We start from the raw sequence: 21,156 nt of genomic DNA, 5'->3' as shown, positions 1-21,156 counted from the left end.
CCAATACCGCGCTCGATGCCCGCATCGCGGCGGCCCAGGCGCGCCGCGCGGAAGCCGAGAGCCAGGTCGCCTCGGCCGCGCCGGGCTATCGGCAGCTGCTGCGCGGCCTCGGTCCGGGCGGCCTGTTCACGGGCGGCAGCCTCGCGGGCGGAGGCCTCCTGCGCGGCCTGCAGGCGGGCGGCAGCCTCGCGCGCTGAGGCTTCCGCGGCGGCCTGTTCCTGGCGCTGGCGTTCCGCGATGGCGGGATCCGGTCCGGCCCCAGGGCCGGCCACGAAGTACCAGCCTGCCGCGGCCGCCACCACCAGCGCGCCGGCACCGCCCGCGATCAGCCCGATCGGCGCGCCCTTGCCGGTGGGCGTCGCCGGGGCGGGGGGCGCTGCCGCGGCTGGGCGATTCATGGTGCCGCCGCCGGCGGGCCGCGCGGCGACCATGGTCGCGTCGTCGTTCAGGCCCGGCAGCCCGGGCAGCCCGGCAGGTTCGGCCGCGGCGGCGGGCGCATGGACCGCGGCGCGGATGGCGTCGGCGAATTCGCCGGCGGAGCGGAACCGGTCGTCCGGCCGCTTGGCCAGCGCGCGCGCGATCACTGCGTCGAAGCCACGCGGCGTGGTGACCGACAGCTGGGATGGCGGCGGCGGTTCGGTGTGCAGCGCCTTGTGCATCACGGCCGAGAAGCCGCCCTCGAACGGCTTCTCCCCGGTCAGCAGCTGGTACAGCATGACGCCGGAGGACCAGATGTCGGCGCGCAGGTCGACCGGTTCGCCGCGGAACTGCTCGGGCGCCATGTAGGACGGCGTGCCGATCAGCGTGCCGACCTGCGTCATCGACGAATTCTCGAGCCGGGCGATGCCGAAATCGGCGATCTTCACCTGGCCGTCGGTCGTCATCATGATGTTGCCGGGCTTGATGTCCCGGTGCACCACGCCGCGCTGGTGCGAATAGGCCAGGCCGGCGCAGACCTCGCCCATGATCCGCACGATGTCGGGGATGGTGAAGCGTTCGTTCTTGTCGAGCCGGTCCTTGAGGCTTTTGCCCTCGACCAGCTCCATCACGATCCAGGCGTCGTGGGCGTTCTCGCCATAGTCGTAGACGCCGACGATGTTGGGGTGCGACAGCCGGCCGGCGGCCTGCGCCTCGCGGCGGAAACGGGCATGCGCCTCGACCGCCTCGGCGTCGTTCTCGGCGGGGCGCTTGACCACCTTGATGGCCACGCGGCGTTCGATGATGCGGTCGATCGCGTCGTAGACCGTGCCCATGGCGCCGGCGCCGAGCGTGCCCCGCACCTCGTACTTGTTGTTCAGTTCGGCTGGCAGCATGGGCCCTGGCGGTCTCCGGCGTCCGGCAGTCGTGACGTGGGGATGCTACAGGCTTGGCGCCAGGATGTCGTCCCCGCGTATCACGCCGGCGGTCGAATGCTTCGACCGGCGGCATCGACAGTGCGGATCCTCACGCGCCGAGCGGATTCCCGCGGATGGCTGCGGCTTCGCCGTGCCGGTGTGCCGCATCCGCGGCCTCGGCACGCGCCGTCCGCATCACAGCCGGGCGGGGGCAGGGGCCGCCGCGCTGGCCGCGCCGGCCCGGCGCCCGTCCCCGATCAGCACGAAGGGCGCCCAGTAGTAGGGATGCGCGAAGGCGGCCGGCAGGTTGCGGCCGGCCTCGTCGAGGATCAGCACCTGCGCGCCGCGCAGCGCGGCCGCCGAGCTGGCACCGCCCTGCTGGCGGCGCAGCGTGTCGGCCACGGTCAGCGCCGCCGCGGCATCGTCCACCGCCCAGTGGGTCACCATCAGCCCGCGCGCGCCGGCATAGAAGAAGGCGCGCGCCAGGCCCGACAGCGCCTCGCCGCCGCCCTCGCCGCCCGGCCCGCCGGTGTTGCAGGCGGACAGGATGACCAGGTCGGCGTCCATCTTGATGTCGAGCACTTCGCTCGCCTTCAGGAAGGCGGGATCGGCCGACGGCGCCCCGCCGGGCGGGGAGGCGACGATCGAAGGCTCGGTCAGGCAGGACAATTCGCCCGGCAGCAGCGCATGGGTCGCCAGGTGCACCACGCGATACTGGTCGAGCCGCTGGCGTCGCATGTTGGCCAGGGTGAACTCCGCCCCCAGGATCGCGCGGTCCGGCGCCGCGCCCAGCAGCGCGCGGGAGGCCAGCACCTCCGCCCGCGTGCCCGGCAGCCGCCCCAGACCGGTCGCGAGCCGCGCATCGGTGCCGCAGCGATTGGCCGGGAAGGATCGCGCGAATTGCGCGCCCGACGGCGGCACGAAATCCCCGAAGCCGATATAGGGCAGCGGCGCGGCCGACCCCGTGCCCGCCGCACGCAACGTCACCAGCGTCTGCGGGGAGGGCACGTGCACGATGGCGTGGCGGCGGATCAGCCAATCCGCCGCGCCGGTCGGGTCGCCCTGCACGGGCTGGCCCAGCAGCAGGCCGAAGGGCAGCGCCAGCAGCGGGCCGTCCGGCGCCACCACCAGGGTCGAGGTGCCGCGCAGCGCGGAGTCGAGCGGCGTCACCAGCAGCCGGTGCAGCTCATGCGCCGCCGCGGCGTCGAAGCGCGGCACGCCGCCGGCGCCGATCTCGCTCGACCGCCGCACGCGGGTGACCAGCGCCGCCACGGCTTCCTCGCCGACCGGCACGCGGCGCGCATCGACGCGGCCGCCGCGCACCACCATCACGAAGCCCTCGCGCGGGCCGAGCAGCATGGTCAGCAGCGCCTCATCCGGCGCGAGCGAGCGCGCCACGCTGTCGGCATCGACGGCCGCCAGCAGCAGCTGCCGATAGCCCGGCGCGGCCGAGGCGACCTGGCTCTCGGCTTCCGCGCGGCGCGCCTGGGCCGCCGCGATGCGGGCATCGAGCGCGGTATTGGACGGGCCGGCGGCGTCGCGCTCCGCGAACAGCTCGCGCAGTTCGCGATCGACATCCTGCAGGCCGCGCACCGCGCCCTGCACGGCCTGGTTGCCTTCGGAAACACCCAGGCGCGCCGAGGCCTGCTGCACGAAGCGCGCCGTGCTGGACCGCTGCGCCAGCTGGGCGGCGCCGAACATCTCCGCGCGCAGCGCGCCGGCCAGCCCCGGATTGGCCGTGGCCTCCTGGTCCAGCGCATCGAGGTAGGGCACCACCAGCCCGACCGGCAGGCCGATCTGGCGGGCGCGCAGGATGGCGGCGCCGGCGCGGAAGGCGGTCAGCGCCTCGGGCCGGCGGCCGCCGCGCAGGCGTTGCTGGCCGGCGAGGAACAGCGTCACCGCCTCAGGCCGCTCGCCCGGCGCAGCGATCGCGAAGCGGCTGGCGGCGCGCTCCATCAGCTGCGCGGCGCCCTCGGTGCGGCCCATGCGGATATCGGTGCCCGCTTCGGTGCGCAGGGCGCGGCCAACCATCATGTTGGGCTCGAGCCCGGCGCGGCGCAGCACGGCGCGCGATTCGGCGATCAGCGCGCTGGATTCCGCACCCCGCCCGGCGCGCGACAGCGCCACCGCGCGGTTGCGCTTGGCTTCCGCCAGGCCCAGCACGGCCGACTGCACCAGCGGGTCGGCCAGCAGGTCAGACCCGTCGCCCTCGCGCGCCGTGAGGTTCGGCGTCAGCGCCACGTAGGCGCCCTCGGCCTGCTGCAGCAGCGTGATGGCGGCATTGGCGTCGCCGCCATTGAGCGCATGCAGGCCGCGATAGTGCAGCACGCGCGCGCGTGTCGCGGGGTCGGCCGCGCGCGGCGCGAGGCTTGCGGCGCGATCGAGCAGCACCTGCGCCTCGGCCAGCCGGCGCTGGTTCGACAGGTTGATCGCGAGGTGCAGCATCGCGGTCGAGGAATTGGGGTTGTCGCGCCCCATCACGCGTTCCTGCACCGCGAGCGCGGCGCGGTAGGCATCCTCGGCCGCGGCGAAGTTCTCGGTCTGGTTGAGGTCGCGCCCGAGCGCCATGAGCTGTTCGTACCGCCCGACATCCGAGGCGCCGAAGGCATCGGCCGACAGCCGCGCCACCGCCAGTTCCAGCGCCGCCGAACGCCCGCCGCCGCCCGCCGCCGTGCCGCCGCCGCCGGACCGCCCGGTCGCCAGGCGTTCGATCACCGGCAGCGATGTCGCGACGCCATCGGCCACCACCGGGCCGGACGGGCCGGCGGTGACGATCGCCACATGCGGCCAGCCGCCGGTACGCCGGGTGCAGGCCAGCAGCCGCGCCGACCCACCGCCGGCGATGGTGGTGCGCGTGGGTGCCGCGCAGGTCACCCGCTGGTCGAGCCACGACCGCCACAGGCCCGAGGCGGCGATGGCGTCGAGATCGGCCTCGGTGGCGCTGCCGGAGAGCTCCAGCACGCGCGCGGCAGGCTGGGTCCAGCCGCCGCAATACGCCTCGCGCGCGCGCAGCACCGGCCGGTCGGCGGGCACCGAGCGCCCGGGCTGCACCTGGCAGGCCTCGTTGCGTGCATCGGTGCCGGCGGGTTCGCCCGCCACCGCGCCGCCGGTGCGCGTCACGTAGGAATCGGGCTGCGGCTCGGTGCAGGCGGCCGCGAGGAAGGCCAGGCCGAGCAGGATCGGGGCGCGCACGGGTTCAGTAATCCTCGTCGCCGACGTTGGGCACCTGGACCTCGGGGTCGGTGATGCGGTTGTTGCCCAGGCGCAGGTCGACCTGCTGCGGCGGCGCCTGCGGGATGGTGATGATCTGGCTCGGCACGATGCAGTTCACCGAGGAGACCACGCAGCCATTCAGCCGGTAGCGCGTGAGCGCGCCCGAGGCCGCCGGCCGCGTGCTGTCGGCGAAGCGCGCCGCGGCCGCGCCATCCACCGGCGTGCCCGACACATCGGTCAGCCGCCCGGTCAGTTCGGCCGACCCGCCGGTGCCATGGATCGCGAGGCGCCCGGCCGAGGCGATCTCGCCGGTCGCGGTGCCGCCATCCAGCAGCAGGAAGATCGCGCTGCGCCCGGCATCGATGTTGAGCACCATGGTGCCCGCCGGCGCGCCGCTGGCGGCGCCGAAATCGCCCGGCGCCTCGGTGCCCGGCACGCGCACCTGGGTCGGCTGCTGGCGGCTGGGCAGGCCGGGGATGTCCGGTTCCACGACGGTCAGCGGATCGGGGGTGGTGGACCCCGCGCGCGTATCGAAGATCACCGCCGGCAGGTCGGTGCCGCGCGGCGAGACGAAGATCCGCCCCGTGGTCTGGATGCCCGCCGGCGCGCTGAAGGCGACCGCCCGCCCGATCGTGTACTGCCCGCCATCGAGCAGCAGGTTCCCGGTGGAATCGACATCCAGCGTGCCGGTGTTGAAGTTGGTCCGGCGCAGCGTGATGGCGCCGGCCGCCAGGCGGATGCTGTCGCGCGAGACCAGCGTGCTGTCGGTCAGCGCCATCGTCCCGCCGGTCTGCAGCAGGATGGTCGACGGGTCGATCTGGAAGGACTGCACCGTCACGCCCTGGCCGGCGGTCAGGCGCACCGCGTTGCCCGCGGTGATCTTGCCGCCGGTCAGCGTGGCCGTGCCGCCGGCGGAGATGTCGAGGTCCGTCGCGGCGGTGGTCTGGCCGGACAGCAGCACGCTGCCGCCGGCGGTCAGCACCGCGGCGCCACCCGCCCCGACCGTGCCGGTCTGGCTCAGCGCCCCCCCGGCGGCCAGGGCGAGGGCACCGCCCGCCGAGATGCCGCCGGTATTGGCCAGCGCGGCGCCGGCCGCCAGGCGAACATCGCCGCCCGCCGAGATCGCGCCGCCATGCACCAGGTCGCCGCCCAAGGCGGTGAGGGTGGCCGTGGTGCCGGCCTGCACCAGCCCGGTCGCGCCGATCCCGCCACCCGCGGTCGCGGCCAGGGCGGTGCCGGCGACATGCGTGCCGGCCAGCGTGATGGTGCCGCCGGCGGTGAGACCCAGCGTCGTGCCGGCGCGCACAGTGCCGGTGCTGGACAGCGCGCCGGCGGCCTCGATCGCGACGGCGCCATTGGCGACCACGGTGCCGGTCAGGCCGATCGCGCCGCCGCTGGCGCGCAGGGTCGCGGCGCCGCCCGCCAGCAGCGTGGCGTCGGAGGTCAGGCCGCCCGCACCCGACAGGGCCAGGTCGCCGCCGGTGCTCTGGATGCGCCCGCTGGCGGCCAGCGTGCCGCCCGCGGTGAAGGTCGTGTCGCCCGCCGCGGTGACCTGCGCGGTGGTGGTCATGGCGCCGCCCGCGGTCACGCTCGCCGTGCCATCGGCCGTCACGGTGCCACCCAGCACGAGCCCACCCGTCGTGGTCGCGAAACGCAGCGCCCCGCCGGCATCGAAGGTGCCGTTGGCGGCGAGGCCGGTCGCGGCCTCGACGGTCGCATTGCCGCCGGCGGTCAGGCTGCCGGTCAGCCCCACCGTGCCGCCGGTGGCGCGGAGCGTCGCGGCGCCGTCCGCGACCAGCGCCGCGTCGGAGGTCAGGCCGGTGGCGCCGGTCAGCGCCAGGTCGCCGCCGGTGCTCTCGATCCGCCCGCTGGCGGCCAGCGTGCCGCCGGCGGTGAAGGTGGCGTCGCCGCCGGCGGTGACCTGCGCGGTGGTGACCAGCGCGCCGCCCGTCGCGACGGTGGCGGTGCCGCCTGCCGCCACGGTGCCGGCCAGCGTCAGCGGCCCAGCGGTCGTGGTGAAGCGCAGGGTGCCGCCGGCGCCGAAGGTGCCGTCGGCGGCCAGGCCGGTCGCGGCCTCGACCACGGCATTGCCGCCGGCCGCGAGGATGCCGGCCAGGCCGACCGTGCCGCTGGTGGCGCGCAGCGTCGCCGCGCCATCCGCGACCAGCGTGGCATTGACGGACAGGGCGGCGCCGAGCATCGACAGCGCGCCGCCGGTGCTCTCGATCCGTCCGCCGGCTGTCAGCGTGCCGCCGGCGGTGACGCCGATGTCGCCGGCCGCGGTGACCTGCGCGGTGGTGCCGATCGCCCCGCCCGCGGTGACGGTCGCGGTGCCGCCGGCGACCAACGTGCCGCCGAGCGTCAGCGCCGCCGCCGGAGCCGTGGCGGACAGCAGCGCATTGCCCGTGGCATCGATGCTGCCGGTTGCCGACAGGCCGGTGCGCCCGGTGATGGTGGCGTCGCCGCCCGCGGTCAGGCTGCCCGCCAGGGTCAAGGCGCCGGCGGTGCTGCGCAGCGTGGCATTGCCGTCCGCCACCAGCGTGCCGGTCGAGGACAGGGCGCCGGTCGCGGTCATCAGCACGGCGCCGCCGGTGCTCTCGATGCGGCCGCCGGCCGTCAATGCGCCCGCGGCGGTGAAGTTGGCGTCGCCGAGCGTGGTGACCTGCGCGGTGGTGCCGACGCTCCCGCCGCCGGTGAGATCGAGCGAGACCCCGGCGGTCAGGCTGCCCGCGAGGGTCAGCGGCCCGGTCGTCGCCGTGAGCCGTGCCGAGCCACCCGCGATGAAGGTCCCGTTCGCCGCCAGCCCGGTCGCGCCGGTCAGGGCGAGGTCGCCGCCGAGGGTCTCGATCCGTCCGCCGGCGGTCAGCACCGCGTCGGCGCTCAGGGTGACGTCGCCGGTCGCGGTGAGGCGCGCCGTGCTGCCGAGATCGCCGCCGGCCGTGCCCGTGAAGTCGCCGCCCGCGGTGATGGTGCCGCCCAGGGTCAGCGCTCCGCCGGCGGTGGCGACCATGGTGCCACCCGCGGAGATGGTGCCGCCGAGGGTCATCGCACCGCGGGCCTCGAAGCCGGCGAAGGTGCCGATCGTCGCGGTGCCCGAGAAACCGAGCGCGCCGCCCGCCATCAGGTTGGCCGCGCCGCTGGCGCCGAGGATGCCGGCATAGTCGATCGCCCCGCCGGCCGCCAGCGAGACACTGCCCGGTCCGCCGGTGACGGTGATGCTGCCGGTATTGGCGACCGTCAGCCCCAGGTCGGTGGTCAGCGACAGGCTGCCCACCGCCGAGACCGCGCCGCTGACCAGCACCGGCAGCACAGTGTTCAGCGCCAGTACCGGCCCGGTCGCGACCAGGCCGTTGAGTTCGAGGATCTGGTTGTCCTCGGGCAGCGAGACGCTGCTGCCGTTCAGCGTGAACAGCCCGGTGACGATCAGCGCGCCGGGCCGCTGCGAGACCGCCCCGTCGCTGTCGATGGTGACCGAGGTGCTGCCCTGGACCAGGCCCAGCAGCGTGACGCTGCCGCCCTCGATCGTGACGACCGGTGCCGTGATGCCGGCGGCGAACAGGTCGCCGCCCGCCGCCACCCGCACCGAGACCGGCGCGGAGATGGTGCCGGCATCGAGCACGCCCGCCGTCGCCAAATCCACCCGCCCGGTCGCGCCGGTCGCGGGCAGCGTGCCGGCGGTGATGCCGGTCGCGGTGTCGAAGGCGTTGGCCGCGCGGCCGAGCTGGAAGTCGCCCTGCGCCGTGCCGGTGATGGTCGCGACATCGACGCTCCCGCCGGTCTGCCGCACCGATCCGCCGGCGGTCCCCGGCGTGCCGGCCACCAGCTCCAGCGTGGCGACGCGGTCGATCCCGGCGCCGCGCAGCAGCACATCGCCGGCCACCGTGATGTCGCCCGCCGCGCGCACCGTGCCGGTATCGCCGGCCACGCCATCGGCCCCGATCACCAGGCGCGAGACCGGCGGATCACCGGCCCCGCGGATCAACGCCAGCTCCGCCGTGCCGAGCGCGAGCGTGCCGGCCGCGGCATTCGGCCCACCGAGCGTGACGGTCCGCCCGAGCGTCTCGGGCAGGATGTAGATGGTGCCCGCGGTCGCGAGGATCGCCGCCTGGATGTCGAGGTCGTCGGCGCGCAGCACGATGGTCGCGCCGGTCGGCGCGCTGATGGCGCTGCCGGCGCCGCCGTCGCGCAGTTCCATCATGCCCGCGCCGCCGCGGATCTCGACATTGCCGCCGGCGGTGACGCCGGCCAGCGCCTGGATGCGGTTGTCCGCAGTGCCCGGGTCGAGCAGCACCGCGCCATTGGGGAACAGCGCCGAGAGCGTCGCGACATCGAGCAGCGTGCCCGCGGCCTGCGTCAGCGCGCCGTCGCCGGCGAGCGTCAGGCGCCCCACGCGCGGCGCCGCGCCATTCACCAGGTCGACCGTGCCGGCGATGTCGATCGACCCGGTGACGCCAAGCGCGCCGAGCCGCAGCTCGGCCGCTGCCGTGCCGCTCGGCAGGAAGCCGAGCTCGGTGCTGTCGAGCGTGATCCGCCCCGCTGTGGTGTTGCCCGACGCGCCGCCCAGCACGTAGCCGATGCCGGTGGTGATCGGCAGCAGGGTGATGACACCGCCCGGCGCGCGAAGCTCGGCGCCGATCGCGAGGTCGTCGGCGCGCAGCCTCAGCGTGCCGCCGGCGTCCACCTGCAACGCCCCGGTCACGCGCAGCGCGGCCGATCCGCCGAAGCCGTCGCTGTGCACGGTGGCGTTGGTCCCGGCCCTGAGACCGAGGCCGAGCGCCGTGCCAGTGGCGTCCCGCCCGCCGCCCAGCGCGCCGATCGCATTGCCGGCGCGGTCGAGCGTCACGGTCCCGCCCGCCAGCGCCGCCAGCGCGGCCGCCGAGATGGTGCCGCCGGTCTGCGTGATGTTACCGCCGCTCGCGGTGCCGCCGTTGAAGCTGCCGGTGCGCAGGATGATCTGCCCGTTCGGCCCGGCCGCGCTCAGGTTGTTGGCGAGCGTCAGGCCGTTCGCCTCCAGCGTGAGGACACGGTCCGTGCCCACGCTGATCGGCAGGTCCAGCGTCAGCGCCAGCGCGTTTCGCAGCGTGATGTCGCCGCCGGCCGTCAGCTGCGTCAGGTCCTGGATGGTGTTGCGCGCGGTGCCGTCGCCATTGGCCCCCGCCAGGCGCAGCGTGCCGGCGGCATTGGCTGCCAGCGTCGCGGCCGACAGCCGCGCGCCGGCATTCTGGAGCAGGTTGCCGGTGGTCGCATCCAGCATCACCGTGCCGCTGCCCAGCACGTCGTTGAGCGTCAGCGACGGCGCGGCGATGTCGATGGTGCCGGCCACCTCGGTGCCCGCGCCGCCGGCACCGACCGCGCCGACCGTGGTGGCGCCGGTGCCGCGGAAGGCGACGCCGTCGCGCGCCTGGGCGGCCAGGGTGCCCACGGCATTGTCGCCGGTCAGGCGCACCTCGCCGGCCGTGGCGGTGGCGTTGAGCGTGCCGGCGCGCACCGCCGCCTGCGCCGCGGTGCCGGTGATGTCGCCCGCCGTCGCGGTCAGGTTCACCGCGCGGCCGGCATTGTCGATCGTCACCTGGCCGGCGGTGAGCCCGGTGGTCGACAAGGTGATGTCCGTGCCGCTGAAGGTCACGCTGCCGCCGCTGCTGGCAGTGCGGCGGATCTCCAGCGCGCCCTCGGTCGCGACATTGATGTTGCCCAGCGCCTCGACACCGACCACCGGCAGGCTGTTGCCGGCCTGGCCGATCTGCACGACGCCCTCGCCCTGCAGCGCGCTGACCGTGAGCGTGCCGACCGACAGCCCGCCGGCGATCTGCCGGATCGCGCCGATGCCCCCCGGCGTCAGCGCCAGTTCGAGCCGCGTCGCGGTGCCGGGGGCGATCGTCCAGGCGCCGCGCAGGCGGATATCCGGCGCGGCGGCCAGGATGCTGCCGCCATTGGCGTCGAGCAGCGCGAGCTCGGTCGAGGTCAGGCGCGCCGTGCCCGCATCCGCCACCGTGCCGCCCAAGCTGAGCGTGCCGGGCGACAGGATCTCGATGCGGCCGGGCGCGCCGGCGCCGGTGTCGATGGTGGCCCCCGGCAGCAGCGCGAAATCGGGCGCCTGCAAGGTGATGGTGCCGCCGATGCCCGCGCCGACCAGCGAGATCGGCGCCGCCACGGTGAACAGCCCGGTGCCGGCATCGATGCCGGCGCTGGTGACCGACACCACCGGCCCGCCGGCGCGGATGCCCGAGACCCCGTCCCAGGCGCCGGCGACGACACTGCCGATGCGGCTGCCGGCGGTGCCCAGCCGGATGCTGCCGCTGGCGACGGCACTGATCTGCGGGACCGACAGCGTGAAGCCGTCCGCGATGATGTCGCCGCCGCTGCGCAATTCCAGCGCCTGCGGCGCGCCCGCGCCGGTCAGGTCGACCGCGCCGCGCAGCGTGATGGTGCCCGAGCTCACCTGGTCGGTCGGCTCCAGCGCGCCGATGATCAGGCGGCCGGTCTGCACGCGCTCGATCGCCGCGGCGCTGATGGTGGTGGTGTCGCCGAAGCCGCCGGCGCCGCCCAGGCCGATGGTGCCGCCCGCCGTGAAGGGGGCGAACTGCACCACGCCGCCGGGGGCCAGGAACACGGTGCCGAACAGCCCCGGCGCCACGCTCAGCCCATCGGCCAGGATGCCGATCACGCCGCCGGTCCCGGCATTCACCCGCGCGCCGACCTGCAGGTCCGCCAGGCTGTTCGCCATCAGGAAGGTGCCGCCGGGCGAGGTGACCACGGAATTGGCCGCGGCCCCGCCGCCGAGGCTGAGCCCGGCGAGCAGCCGCTGCACCTCGTTCGCGCCGCCCAGCATCACGTCGCCGCCCGCCGAGGCCGACAGGCCCTGGGCGCGGATGATGCCGTCGGTCTGGTCGATGCTGCCCGCGCCGGGGGCGTCGAAGGCCGCGCCGGTGCGCAGCACCACGTGCCCGCCCGGCTGGTTCGCGGTGATGTCGCCGGCCAGCGTCAGGCCGGCGGCTTCCAGCGTGATGGTGCCGGTGGTGGCGGTCGCGCCCTCGACCGTCAGCGCGCCGGCGTTGCGCAGCGTCAGGTTGGCGCCGGAGGAGGGCGCCAGCGTGCCGACCGCATTGAGATCCCCCACCACCAGCGAGGCGCCGCCATCGAGCACGACATCGCCCGGCGCGGCGACCCGCAGCCGATCGGCGGCGATGCGCGCGCCGGTGGTCTGGGTGATGCCCCCGCTGGCGGCCGACAGGTCCACATCCGCCCCGGTCGCGGCAATGCCCGGCGCGGCCACGACGAAGGCGCCAGCGTTGCGGAAGGTGAAGTCCTCGCCCGCCGCCACGCCGCCGGAGACCTGCCCGACACTGTTCAGCACGCCGGGCGAGCCCATCAGGACCGACCCCGCATCGGCGATCGCCACGAGCCGGTCTGCCGTGACACCGCCGGCGACGCCCTGGACGATGTCGCCGCTGGTCGCGCGCAGCGTCAGCAGCGCGCCGGTGGCCGGGAATTCGAAGGGCGTCGGGATGGTGAAGACGGAATCGAGCGCAATGCTGCCGCCATTGAGCGTCACGTCCAGCACGCCGTTCAGCACGGTGGCAGGGCCGGTCACGGTCAGCGCGCCGGCGCCGGGCGCGTCCAGCCCGATCACCAGGTTCCTGGCGGTCAGGAACTGCAATTCGGCGTTCGACAGGCCCAGCGCATCGAGCACGATGCCATCGCCCACCTGCACGGCGCGCGCGGTGGTGCGCGGCGCGATGTCGATCGTGCCGTTCAAGGTCGGCGAACCGCCCGGGTCACCCGCGAGGATGCGCCCGCCGATGGTGATCTGGTCGGCGCGCAACTGAACCACGCCATCGGCCGCGGTCGCCCAGATGCCCTGGCCCAACGGCGCGACGGCACTCGGCAGCACCGTGAGCGCGTCGGCGGTCAGGAACACCGACCCGGCGATGACGCCGGAGGCATCGACCGTGCCGCCCATCCCGTCGGGCAGCCCGGTGAGCGAGCCGGTGGACAGCGCGCCGGCGGTGGTGAGCGCGAAGGTTCCAGTGGCGGAGGCCGCGATGGCGCGCACGTCGTTGGCGCCGGCGGTCAGGTCCACGTCGCCGCCGCTGTACACGCCCAGCGTCGCGGCGACGATGCCCCCGGCCTCCTGCGTGATGGCGCCGCCGGCGCCCAGGCGCACGGTGCTGGTCGCGGCACCGCCGGTGACCCCGACCGTGCCGCGCAGCGTCATGGCACCGGGCGTGCCGAGGGTGATCGCATCGAAGCCGAGCGTCGCGCCCGCATTGAGCGTGAGCGCGCCGCCCGCGGCCACCTGCAGCGTGCCGCCCGGGGCGGACTGGCTGATCGTGCCGTCCAGCGCCAGGGCGCCGGCGGTGCGCAGCGACAGCGTGCCGCCGACCGTGCTGGTGCCCAGCACGTCCACGGCATTCCCGCCCGTGGGCGCGAGCGTCGCGTTGATCCCGGCGGTGACTTCGAGCCGCCCCGCGGTGATCCCGGCGCCGGTCGCCGCCTGGTCGATGCTGCCGGTGGTCGCCTCCAGCGTGACCGTGCCGGTGCCCGCGCTGATCGGCGCGTCCAGCGTCAGGGTGCCGGCATCCGCCACCAGGGTGATGTCGGCATTGCCGCCGCCGGCCGGCCCGATCGCGGTGCCGACGGTGACGGCGCTGGCGCTGCGGTAGCCGAAGGCGGTCTCGAACGCGATGGCGCCGAGCGACGCCACGGCATTCGGCGCCTGGTCGAGCAGGATCGCGCCATCCGCCGTGGCGGTCAGCAGGTTCGCGGTGATGGTCCCGGCCGCGGTCTGGGAAATGGTCTGGCCCGCGCCCGTCGCGGTCAGCGCCACCGTGCCGGTATCGCCCGGCGTGATCAGCGGCGCCTCGATCAGGACGGAGGCACCCTGCAGCGTCAGCGTGGCGCCGGGCGCCGCCGCCTCGGCCGCCGTGGCCACGGTCAGCGCGCCATCGGTGGTGAGCGAGATGCTGCCGGCCGCATAGAGCGAGCGCGGCCCGGCCGCGCCGGCGGGCGTGCCGCCATCGGCCAGGCGGAAGCTGCCTTCGCCGGCCAGGGTGATCCCGCCCGCCGCGGCATGGGCCACCAGGTCGCGCGTGCCCCCGGCGGCCACCAGCGCGCCGCCGACCGCCTGGGTGATGGAGGTGCCGGCGCGCAGGGCGATGCCGCCGCCGGTCCCGCTGGCGGTGACATCGACCGCGCCCAGCGTGATCGCCGTGCCGGCATCGAGCCGCACGCTGCCCGCGCCGAGCGCGGCATTCACCGCGATGGTGCCGGTGGCGGTGGCTTCGAAGGCCACGCCGCTGCCCAGCGACAACGCTTCGGCCACGGTCACGCTGCCCGCGGTCACGGTGTCGGCCGCGATGGTGGTGCTGCCGATGCGGATGGTGTCGGCCGTCGCGCCCGCAAGCGCCGCCGCGGCGATCTGCAGCGACGCCGGGTTGGCGGTGCTGTCGATGGCGACCGCGCGCCCGGCGGTGCGCGGGCCGACCTCCAGCGTGCCGCCGGCGACCGACAGGCTGCCGCCCGCGCCCACGCCCAGCGTATCGGTCCGCAGCGTCAGCGTGCCGCCGGTGCCCGCGGTGACGCCGGCGCCGATGGCGAGCGTGTCGGCCACCAACCGCACATCGCCGGTGGCGACCACGCCCGACTGCCCGGCTGCCACGGTCAGCTCGCCGGCGGTCAGCGTGACCGTCGCGCCATTCGCCTGCACGACGGAGACAGGGCCGGCGACCGTCACGTCGATCACGCCGGTGAAGGCGCCGGCCGGCGTCGCGGTCGCGCGGATGTCGATCTCGCCGATGTCGTTGATGCCGGCCAGGCTGATGCTGCCCGCGCGCGAATTGCCCGCGGCGCCGCCGCGCACCGTCAGTCGCCCGGCGCCGCCATCCAGCGTGATGGTCGCCGCGCCGTCCTGCGTGATGGCGCGCGCGGCATTGAGCGCCAGCGTCTGCGCCGTGATCGCCGCCGTCGCGCCCATCGCCAGCGTGCCGGTGCCGGCATCGTTGAAGGCGGTCAGGGTGGCGCCGCCGCCGGTCGCGGTGACCGCGCCGGCAATCTCGAGGTGTCGGCCGCGGATCGCGATGTCGCCATCGGTGGTGGTCGCGCTTGTCACCCGCAGCCGGCCGTTGTCGCCGACCAGCGAAATGCCGTCATTGCTGCCCGCCACGGCGACGCTCAGCGCCAGCGCGGTCGCCAGGTCGGCCGCGCCGGTGGTGGCATTGCGGAAGGCCAGCACGCCGTCCACGCCCTGCGTGATGTCGCCCGCGGCGGCCAGCGCCACCGACTGTGCGTGGATCGCGCCATCCAGCGTCAGCGCGTTGTCGGCGCCCTGCACCGTCAGCGTGACGGCGCCGGCGACGCTCAGCACCTCGCCGGCCGCGAGCGCCAGGCCCTCGGCGCTGGTGACCGAGAAAACGCCGTCCGTCGCGCCGCCCGACAGCACGTTCAGCGCGCCATTGCCCTGGGTCAGCACGACATCGCCGGTGCCCGAGACGCTGGCCGCGAGGTCCAGCACGGTGGTGGCGCCGGCGGCGTGGCGGATCGTGGTGCCGGCGGCCTGGCTGATCCCGGTGGCGGCGGCGAGCGTCAGGCCGGTCGCGCGGATATCGCCTTCGAGCTCCAGCGCGCCGGCGCGCGCGGTAAGCGAGACATCCGTGCCGCTGACCGTGGCGGTGACGCGCAGCGTCTCGGCCGCGACCGTGAGGCCCGCATCGGCGGCGCTGGCGCCGAGCGCGAACACGCCATTGCCGGCGCGGTCGAGCACGATCGCGCCATTGGGCGCATTCGCCGTCAGTTCCAGCTCGGTCCCGCTGGTGACATGGGCGATGGTGCCGCCGGATTGCGTGATGCCGGCCTCGCCCGTCAGCGCCAGGGAGGTCGCGCGGATGTCGCCGTCGATGGTCAGCGCGCCGGTATCGGCGGTCAGCGAGACGGTGGTGCCCGCGATCGCGCCGGTCGTGCGCAGCGTATCGGCCGCGACGGTGAAGGTGCCGCCGGCCGTGCTGGCGCCCAGCGCCAGGCTGCCATTGCCGGGCCGCGCGAGGTCGATGTCGCCGCCAGCCGCGGTGGCGGTCAGCGTGAGCTGCGTCGTGGCGCCGCTGCTGTGGCGGATATTGCCGCCGGTCTGGTCGATCCCGGTCGCCCCCGCCAGCGCCAGGTCGGTGGCGCGGATGTCGGCGCCGATGGTCAGCGCGCCGGTATCGGCGGTCAGCGTGACCGTGGTGCCGCTGACCGCACCGGTGGTCGCCAGCGTATCCGCCGCCACCGTGAAGGTGCCGCTGGCCGCGCTGGCGCCGAGCGCGAGAGTGCCGTTGCCGTCCTGCGCCAGGCTGATATCGCCGCCGGCCGCATTCGCCGTGAGCACCAGCTGCGTCGCGGCATCGGTGCGGTGCTGGATGGTGCCGCCGGACTGGTCGATGCCGGTGGCGCCCGCCAGCGTCAGGCCGGTGGCGCGGAGATCCGCGCCGATCGTCAGCGCACCGGTATCGGCGGTGAGGGACACCGCCGCGCCGGAGATCGCGCCAGTGGTGGCGATGGTGTCCGCGGCAACCGTGAAGCCCGCTGTCGCGCTGCTGGCGCCGAGCACGAAATTGCCGTTGCCGCCATTGTCGAGCGACACCGCGCCGCCCGCCGCCACGGCGGTGATCGGCAGCGCCGTGCCGGCGCCGGCGCGCGCCTGGATATTGCCGGCGGTCTGGTCGATCGCGGTGCCGGCGCTGAGCGTCAGGGCCGAGGCGCGCAGGTTGGCGCCGATATCGAGCGTGCCGGTGCCCGCCGCGAGCCGCATCGCATTCGCGATCAGCCCGCCATCGACGGTCAGGTTGCCGCCGGCGATGATCTCGAGGCCCGCGCCGGCCGGGCGCGAGAAGCCGGCGCCGGTGGCGACGGTCACGTCGCCGGCGGTGACGGTGCCGAGGCCGGTGATCGTCGTCTCGCCCAGGCGCAGGGTGCCCGCGGTGATGGTGGCCGCGCCCAGATTCGCCGCCGCGAGCACGAGCGTATTCGCCACGTTGCTGCCGACGCGCAGGTTGCGCCCGGCGGTCTGCGGGCCGATCTCGACCACGCCCGAGGGCGCCGCCAGGGTGCCGGCGCCGCCGAAGGAGACGGTGTCCGCGCGCAGCGTGATGGTCTGCCCGGTCCCCGCCGCCACCGCCGCGTTCACCGCGATGGTGCCGGTGCCCGCGCTGGCGACGAAATCGCCGCTGACGCTGATGGCGGCGCCCAGCGTCACGTTGCGCCCGGCCAGCAGCGACAGGCCGCCATTGGTCTTGTCGATCGCGGAATCGACGATGATGTCGCGCGCCGCATCCAGCGTGACGGTGCCCGCGAAGCCGGTGATGGCGGCGGTCGAGACCCGCGTCCATTCGTCGTTCTCGGGCGTGTTCGCGGTCACGGAGCCGGTCGCGGTGGTGATCTCCACCGTGATGGAATCGCCGCCGGGCAGCCCGGCCGGTTCGGCCGGCAGGGCGGTGTTGCTGACGATGATGTTCTGCGGGTCGAGCAGCAATTCGCCGTTGCTGCCGGCCGGCGCGCGCACATCGACCGTGCCGGCGGCCTCGATCACGGTCTGGCCGGACAGTTCGACGAAGCCGCCATGGCCGCCCGTGGCACCGCCGCGCGCCGACAGCGCGCCGCGCATCTCGGTGCGTTCGAGCGAGTTCAGCACCAGCATGCCGCCATCGCCGGCGCCGGTGGCATCGGCGCGGATCTCGGCGCCGCGTTCCACGATGGTCTGGCGCGCCATGGTCTGGTTGCGCCCGCGCCCGGTGGTGCCGACCAGCACCTGGCCGCCGCCCGCCCCGCCCGAGGCATCTATGCGCGCCGTGGCCCCCGCCGTCACCGTGCCGGTCGCCTGCAGCGCGATGCGCCCGCCGCGTTCGCCCGCGCCGCCGGTCGCGGCGACGCGCCCATCCACGCGCAGGCTGCCGCCCTCGGCGCGGATCGCGACCTCGCCGGTGCGGGTGCCCAGGGTGGGGGCCTCGATGCGCCCGGTCTGGCGCACCAGGTCCTCGACCAGGCCGGAGGCGGCGTGCGCGGTGATCAGCACCGATCCGCCGGCGGCCTCGATCACGCCGGAATTGGTCACCAGGGCATCGCCGCCGGCGGGCGCGGTCCGCACCGCCTGGGTCACGTCGATGCCGATCAGGCCATCGCCCGCGAGGTCGAGCACGAAGGTCTCGGCCGCGCCGAGGGCGACGCGCCCGAGCCGCGCGCGGATCACGCCCGAATTCGACACGCCGGGGCCGACCAGCGCCGCCAGGCCGCGATCGGCCACGGTGATGGAGCCGCGGTTCTCGACCCGCGCGCCGGGGCGCGCCGCCTGGTCGAAGGCCATGCGGCCGGCCATGAAGTTCTCGTTCGTGATGCCGGCGGCCGAGGCGATCAGGCTGCCGACATTCACCTGCGCCCCGCCGGCGAAGACCATGCCGGACTGGTTGACGATGGCGACGCCGCCATTGGCCTGCACGCGCCCCGCGATCACCGACGGATCAGGCCCGACCACGCGGTTGAGCGTCCAGGACCCCTGGCTGGGCTGCACGAACTGCACGGTGTGCTGGCTGCCGACGTTGAACTGCTGCCAGTTGATGGCGGCGCGGTCGGTGCCCTGGGTGATGGTGGTGCGGCCGGGCGTGGTGGCGATGCCGGCCTGGCCGGCGACCACCTGGCCGCCGGTCGGCCCGGTAGTCGGGGCCGGCTGCGCCATGACCGGGCCGGCGGCGATCGGCAGCAGGGCGGTGGTGGCCAGCAGCCAGTCGCGGCGCACCGCCAGCTTGCGGGGCGGCTGCGCGGGCGCAGGCCGGGGCGCACGCGCCGCTGCCGGAATGGTTTTACGGGCGGCCCGCCGGGGGCCGCGCTGCGCCGCGCCTGACATGCTTCAGAACCTTATCAGCGTGCGAAAATAGAGCTGCGTCGCACGCAGCGGATCGGAAAATTCACCATCGGGGCGGGTCGTGATGCGCCGCGCCACTTCCAGGTCGAACTGCACAGTATCCGCAAGTACCGTCCGAACGCCACCGCCCCATGATGACAAGCGGCGATCGGCATCGGTGTCCAGGTTCTGGTAGGCCCAGCCCATGTCCCGGAACACATAGAACTGGCTCGACCCCCGGTTGTTGCCGAGTGTCGGCTGCGCCGCGAGGTCGTAGGCGATATCGAGCTGCAACTCGAGCGCGTAGCCATAGCCCCAGTCGCCTGTCACCTGCCCGGAATAGAAACCGCGCCCGAGCCGCGACCCGCCGAGGTAGTATTTCTCGGCATTCGGCAGGATATTCGATGACCACTGGCCCGAGGTATAGACCTGGAAATTGAACATCCCGCCCTCGAACGGCGAGAAGATCGGCTGGATGCGCTGGTAGTCGCCGGTATATTTCGTGAAGTCGAACTGGCTGCCGATGCGCGTGGCCAGCGGGTCATTGGCCGGCGTGGCGTCCCACACCGCAAGGCCCTGGTGGATGCGCGCCGTGGCCTGGTTGGTGGCGGGCGGCAGGAAGGGCAGCAAGGTGTCCAGCGCCTGCCCGTCGAAGCCGCCGCGCGCGGTGCGGATGCGGTCCCGACCGGCCACGTTGCGCCCCGATGGCGTGCCCACGCCGGTGTAGATGTCACTGTCGAACATGTCGAACTGCGCGACGGCATACAGGTTGGCCGGACGCGAACGGATGATCGGATAGGTCGCGACGATGCCGGCGAGCCGGTTCTCCGCCTCGTAGCCGATCTCCGCGAGCTGCCCGGTCGGCAGCGTATTGCCCATCCCGGCATAGACGCGCACCCGCAGCCCCGATCCGCCGACGAAGGCCTCGACGCTGGCCTGCGTGAACCATTGCGAGGCCTGTTCGGCGCCGAACACCGAGACCTCGGTGCGTTCGCCGTATTCGGTGAAGGAATTGAGCCCGCCGACCAGCAGCGCCTGCCACGGCCCGGTCAGCTGGTAGGCACGGTTGTCCAGGTTGAAATAACCGCTCACGGCGGAGCGCGAGAGCTGCGCGACCAGCCGCAGCGCGCCGGGTTCGCCCTGGATCGGCTGCAGCACGCCGCGCACCGTCACCCCGGGCACGTCGGAGGCCAGCAGCAGCGCGCGCTCCACCGCCGCGGTCGAGATCGGCCGCACCGAGAGCACGCGTTCCAGGAAGCGCAGCACCTGCGTGCCTGCCGGCCCGATGTCGCCATCCAGGCGCACTTCCGCGACATAGCCCTCGGTGATGGCGAAGCGCGCCTCGGCCCGGCCATCGGGCTGCGGCTGCAGCGCCGCCGCCACCGAGACGAAGGGATAGCCGGCCCGGCGATAGAGGCCGAGCACGGCAAGCCGCGTCTCCTCGATGCGTGCCAGCGTCACGGTGCGGTTCTCGATCGGCGCCAGCACGGCGCGGAAGGACGCGATGTCGAGCGCGGTATTGCCCTGCACCACGGCGGTCGAGACCGCGACCTCGAGCGATTCACCCGGTCCGCGCTGCGCCTCGGGCGGCGGCGGCTGGATGCGCGGCGACAAGGTCGGGGCCGACCCGGGCCCCACCCGGTCGATCAGGTCGGCCGGCGCGGGCGGCGGGCGTGGCAGGCCGGGCGGCACCTGCGCCACAACGAGGGCCGGTGCGATCAGCAGCATGGAAGCAGCGATCAGCTGCGCCGGGGTGGAACTCACGGGATCGCCACGCTCGCCTGACTGGATTGTGCAAAGGCTACCGTGGCTTAACCGGGGATGCACCTTTCTTGTGGTAGCATCTGGCCGATTTCCGGCCGACGTAGCGTTGGTGCAACGGTCGGCCCCGGCTCAATCGCCCAGGTTCACCACCTGGACGCGGCGGTTGCGCGGCTCGGCCCGGCCATCGCCGGTCGGCACCAGCAGCGTGCTCTCCCCGAAGCCCCTGGGATCAAGGCGCGTCGCCGCGATGCCGTAGCGTTGCACCAGCACGTCCCGCACCATCGCGGCGCGGCGTTCGGACAGCGCCTGGTTCAGCCCGGCATCGCCGACCGTGTCGGTATGCCCCTCGATCCGGAAGCGCGAACCCGCCAGCTCCGGCGTGGCCAGCGCCCGCGCGAGCGAGCCCAGCACCGCCTCGGCCTGCGGCGTGAGCTGGGCCGACCCGGTGGCGAAGGTGATCATCAACGACACTGCCGGGCGGTCGGGTGGCGCCGTGGTGCCGGCCTGCACCGGGCTGCGCGGGTCGAGCGGCGTGACCGGCGCGGTCACCGCATCGCCCTGGCCCGGGATGCGCAGCCCGCGGGTGAGGTTGCGCACGATGCTGTCGGCGACGGGATCGGGGGCTTGCGCCTGGGCCGGCGCGGCCGCCAGCGCGCCAAGAAGGGCCAGCAGCACAGGGGTGGTGCGCATCGTCCGTTCCTCCATCCCGGTCGGGCCGGCGCCGCGTCGGCCTCAGGTCGGGCAGGCGAGAGCCTAGCGCGTTTTCCGCGCCGTTGTATCGGCGCCGCCCGCCCACCTCCAGGATCCTGAAGCCCGGTCGCGGGGTGGGGCAGGGGGCGGACGCGTGGCACCTGCGGGCCGGAACCGCCCGCCGGGTGGCCGGCCTGCGGCCGCGCACCACGCCTGCAGCGCCGCCCGATGCAGGCGGGTGCGACGCGTGCGGCACCGTGCGTGGCGCTCTGCCCGCCCAGCAGGGCGCTG

The 21,156-nt window shown here is 74.8% G+C and carries 5 protein-coding genes; all 5 read right to left on the bottom strand.

The genetic code is table 11. The features are described from left to right. Nucleotides 1-1,313 (bottom strand): serine/threonine-protein kinase (locus LQ222_RS17455; RefSeq protein ID WP_230168117.1); only part of this gene is annotated, 1,313 nt, incomplete at its 3' end. Nucleotides 1,314-1,529: 216 nt separating this feature from the next. After that, complete coding sequence (locus tag LQ222_RS17450; protein WP_230168116.1) at nucleotides 1,530-4,526, bottom strand: CHAT domain-containing protein; 2,997 nt, start codon at nucleotides 4,524-4,526, stop codon at nucleotides 1,530-1,532. A gap of 4 nt (nucleotides 4,527-4,530) precedes the next feature. Next, entirely contained in the window at nucleotides 4,531-18,306 is a 13,776-nt protein-coding gene (locus tag LQ222_RS17445; RefSeq protein WP_230168115.1) for a filamentous hemagglutinin N-terminal domain-containing protein, read from the bottom strand. A gap of 111 nt (nucleotides 18,307-18,417) precedes the next feature. Next, nucleotides 18,418-20,175 carry a ShlB/FhaC/HecB family hemolysin secretion/activation protein gene (locus LQ222_RS17440; RefSeq protein ID WP_230168114.1) on the bottom strand — a complete coding sequence of 586 codons (1,758 nt, stop codon included), beginning with the start codon at nucleotides 20,173-20,175 and terminating at the stop codon, nucleotides 18,418-18,420. Nucleotides 20,176-20,304: 129 nt separating this feature from the next. Then, entirely contained in the window at nucleotides 20,305-20,865 is a 561-nt protein-coding gene (locus LQ222_RS17435; RefSeq protein WP_230168113.1) for an OmpA family protein, read from the bottom strand. Nucleotides 20,866-21,156: the final 291 nt, after the last annotated feature.

This window comes from Roseomonas sp. CECT 9278, assembly GCF_918698155.1.
GTDB lineage: Bacteria > Pseudomonadota > Alphaproteobacteria > Acetobacterales > Acetobacteraceae > Neoroseomonas.
Note: the sequence above shows the minus strand (reverse complement) of the source record. Positions and strands in the feature narration are given on the sequence as shown.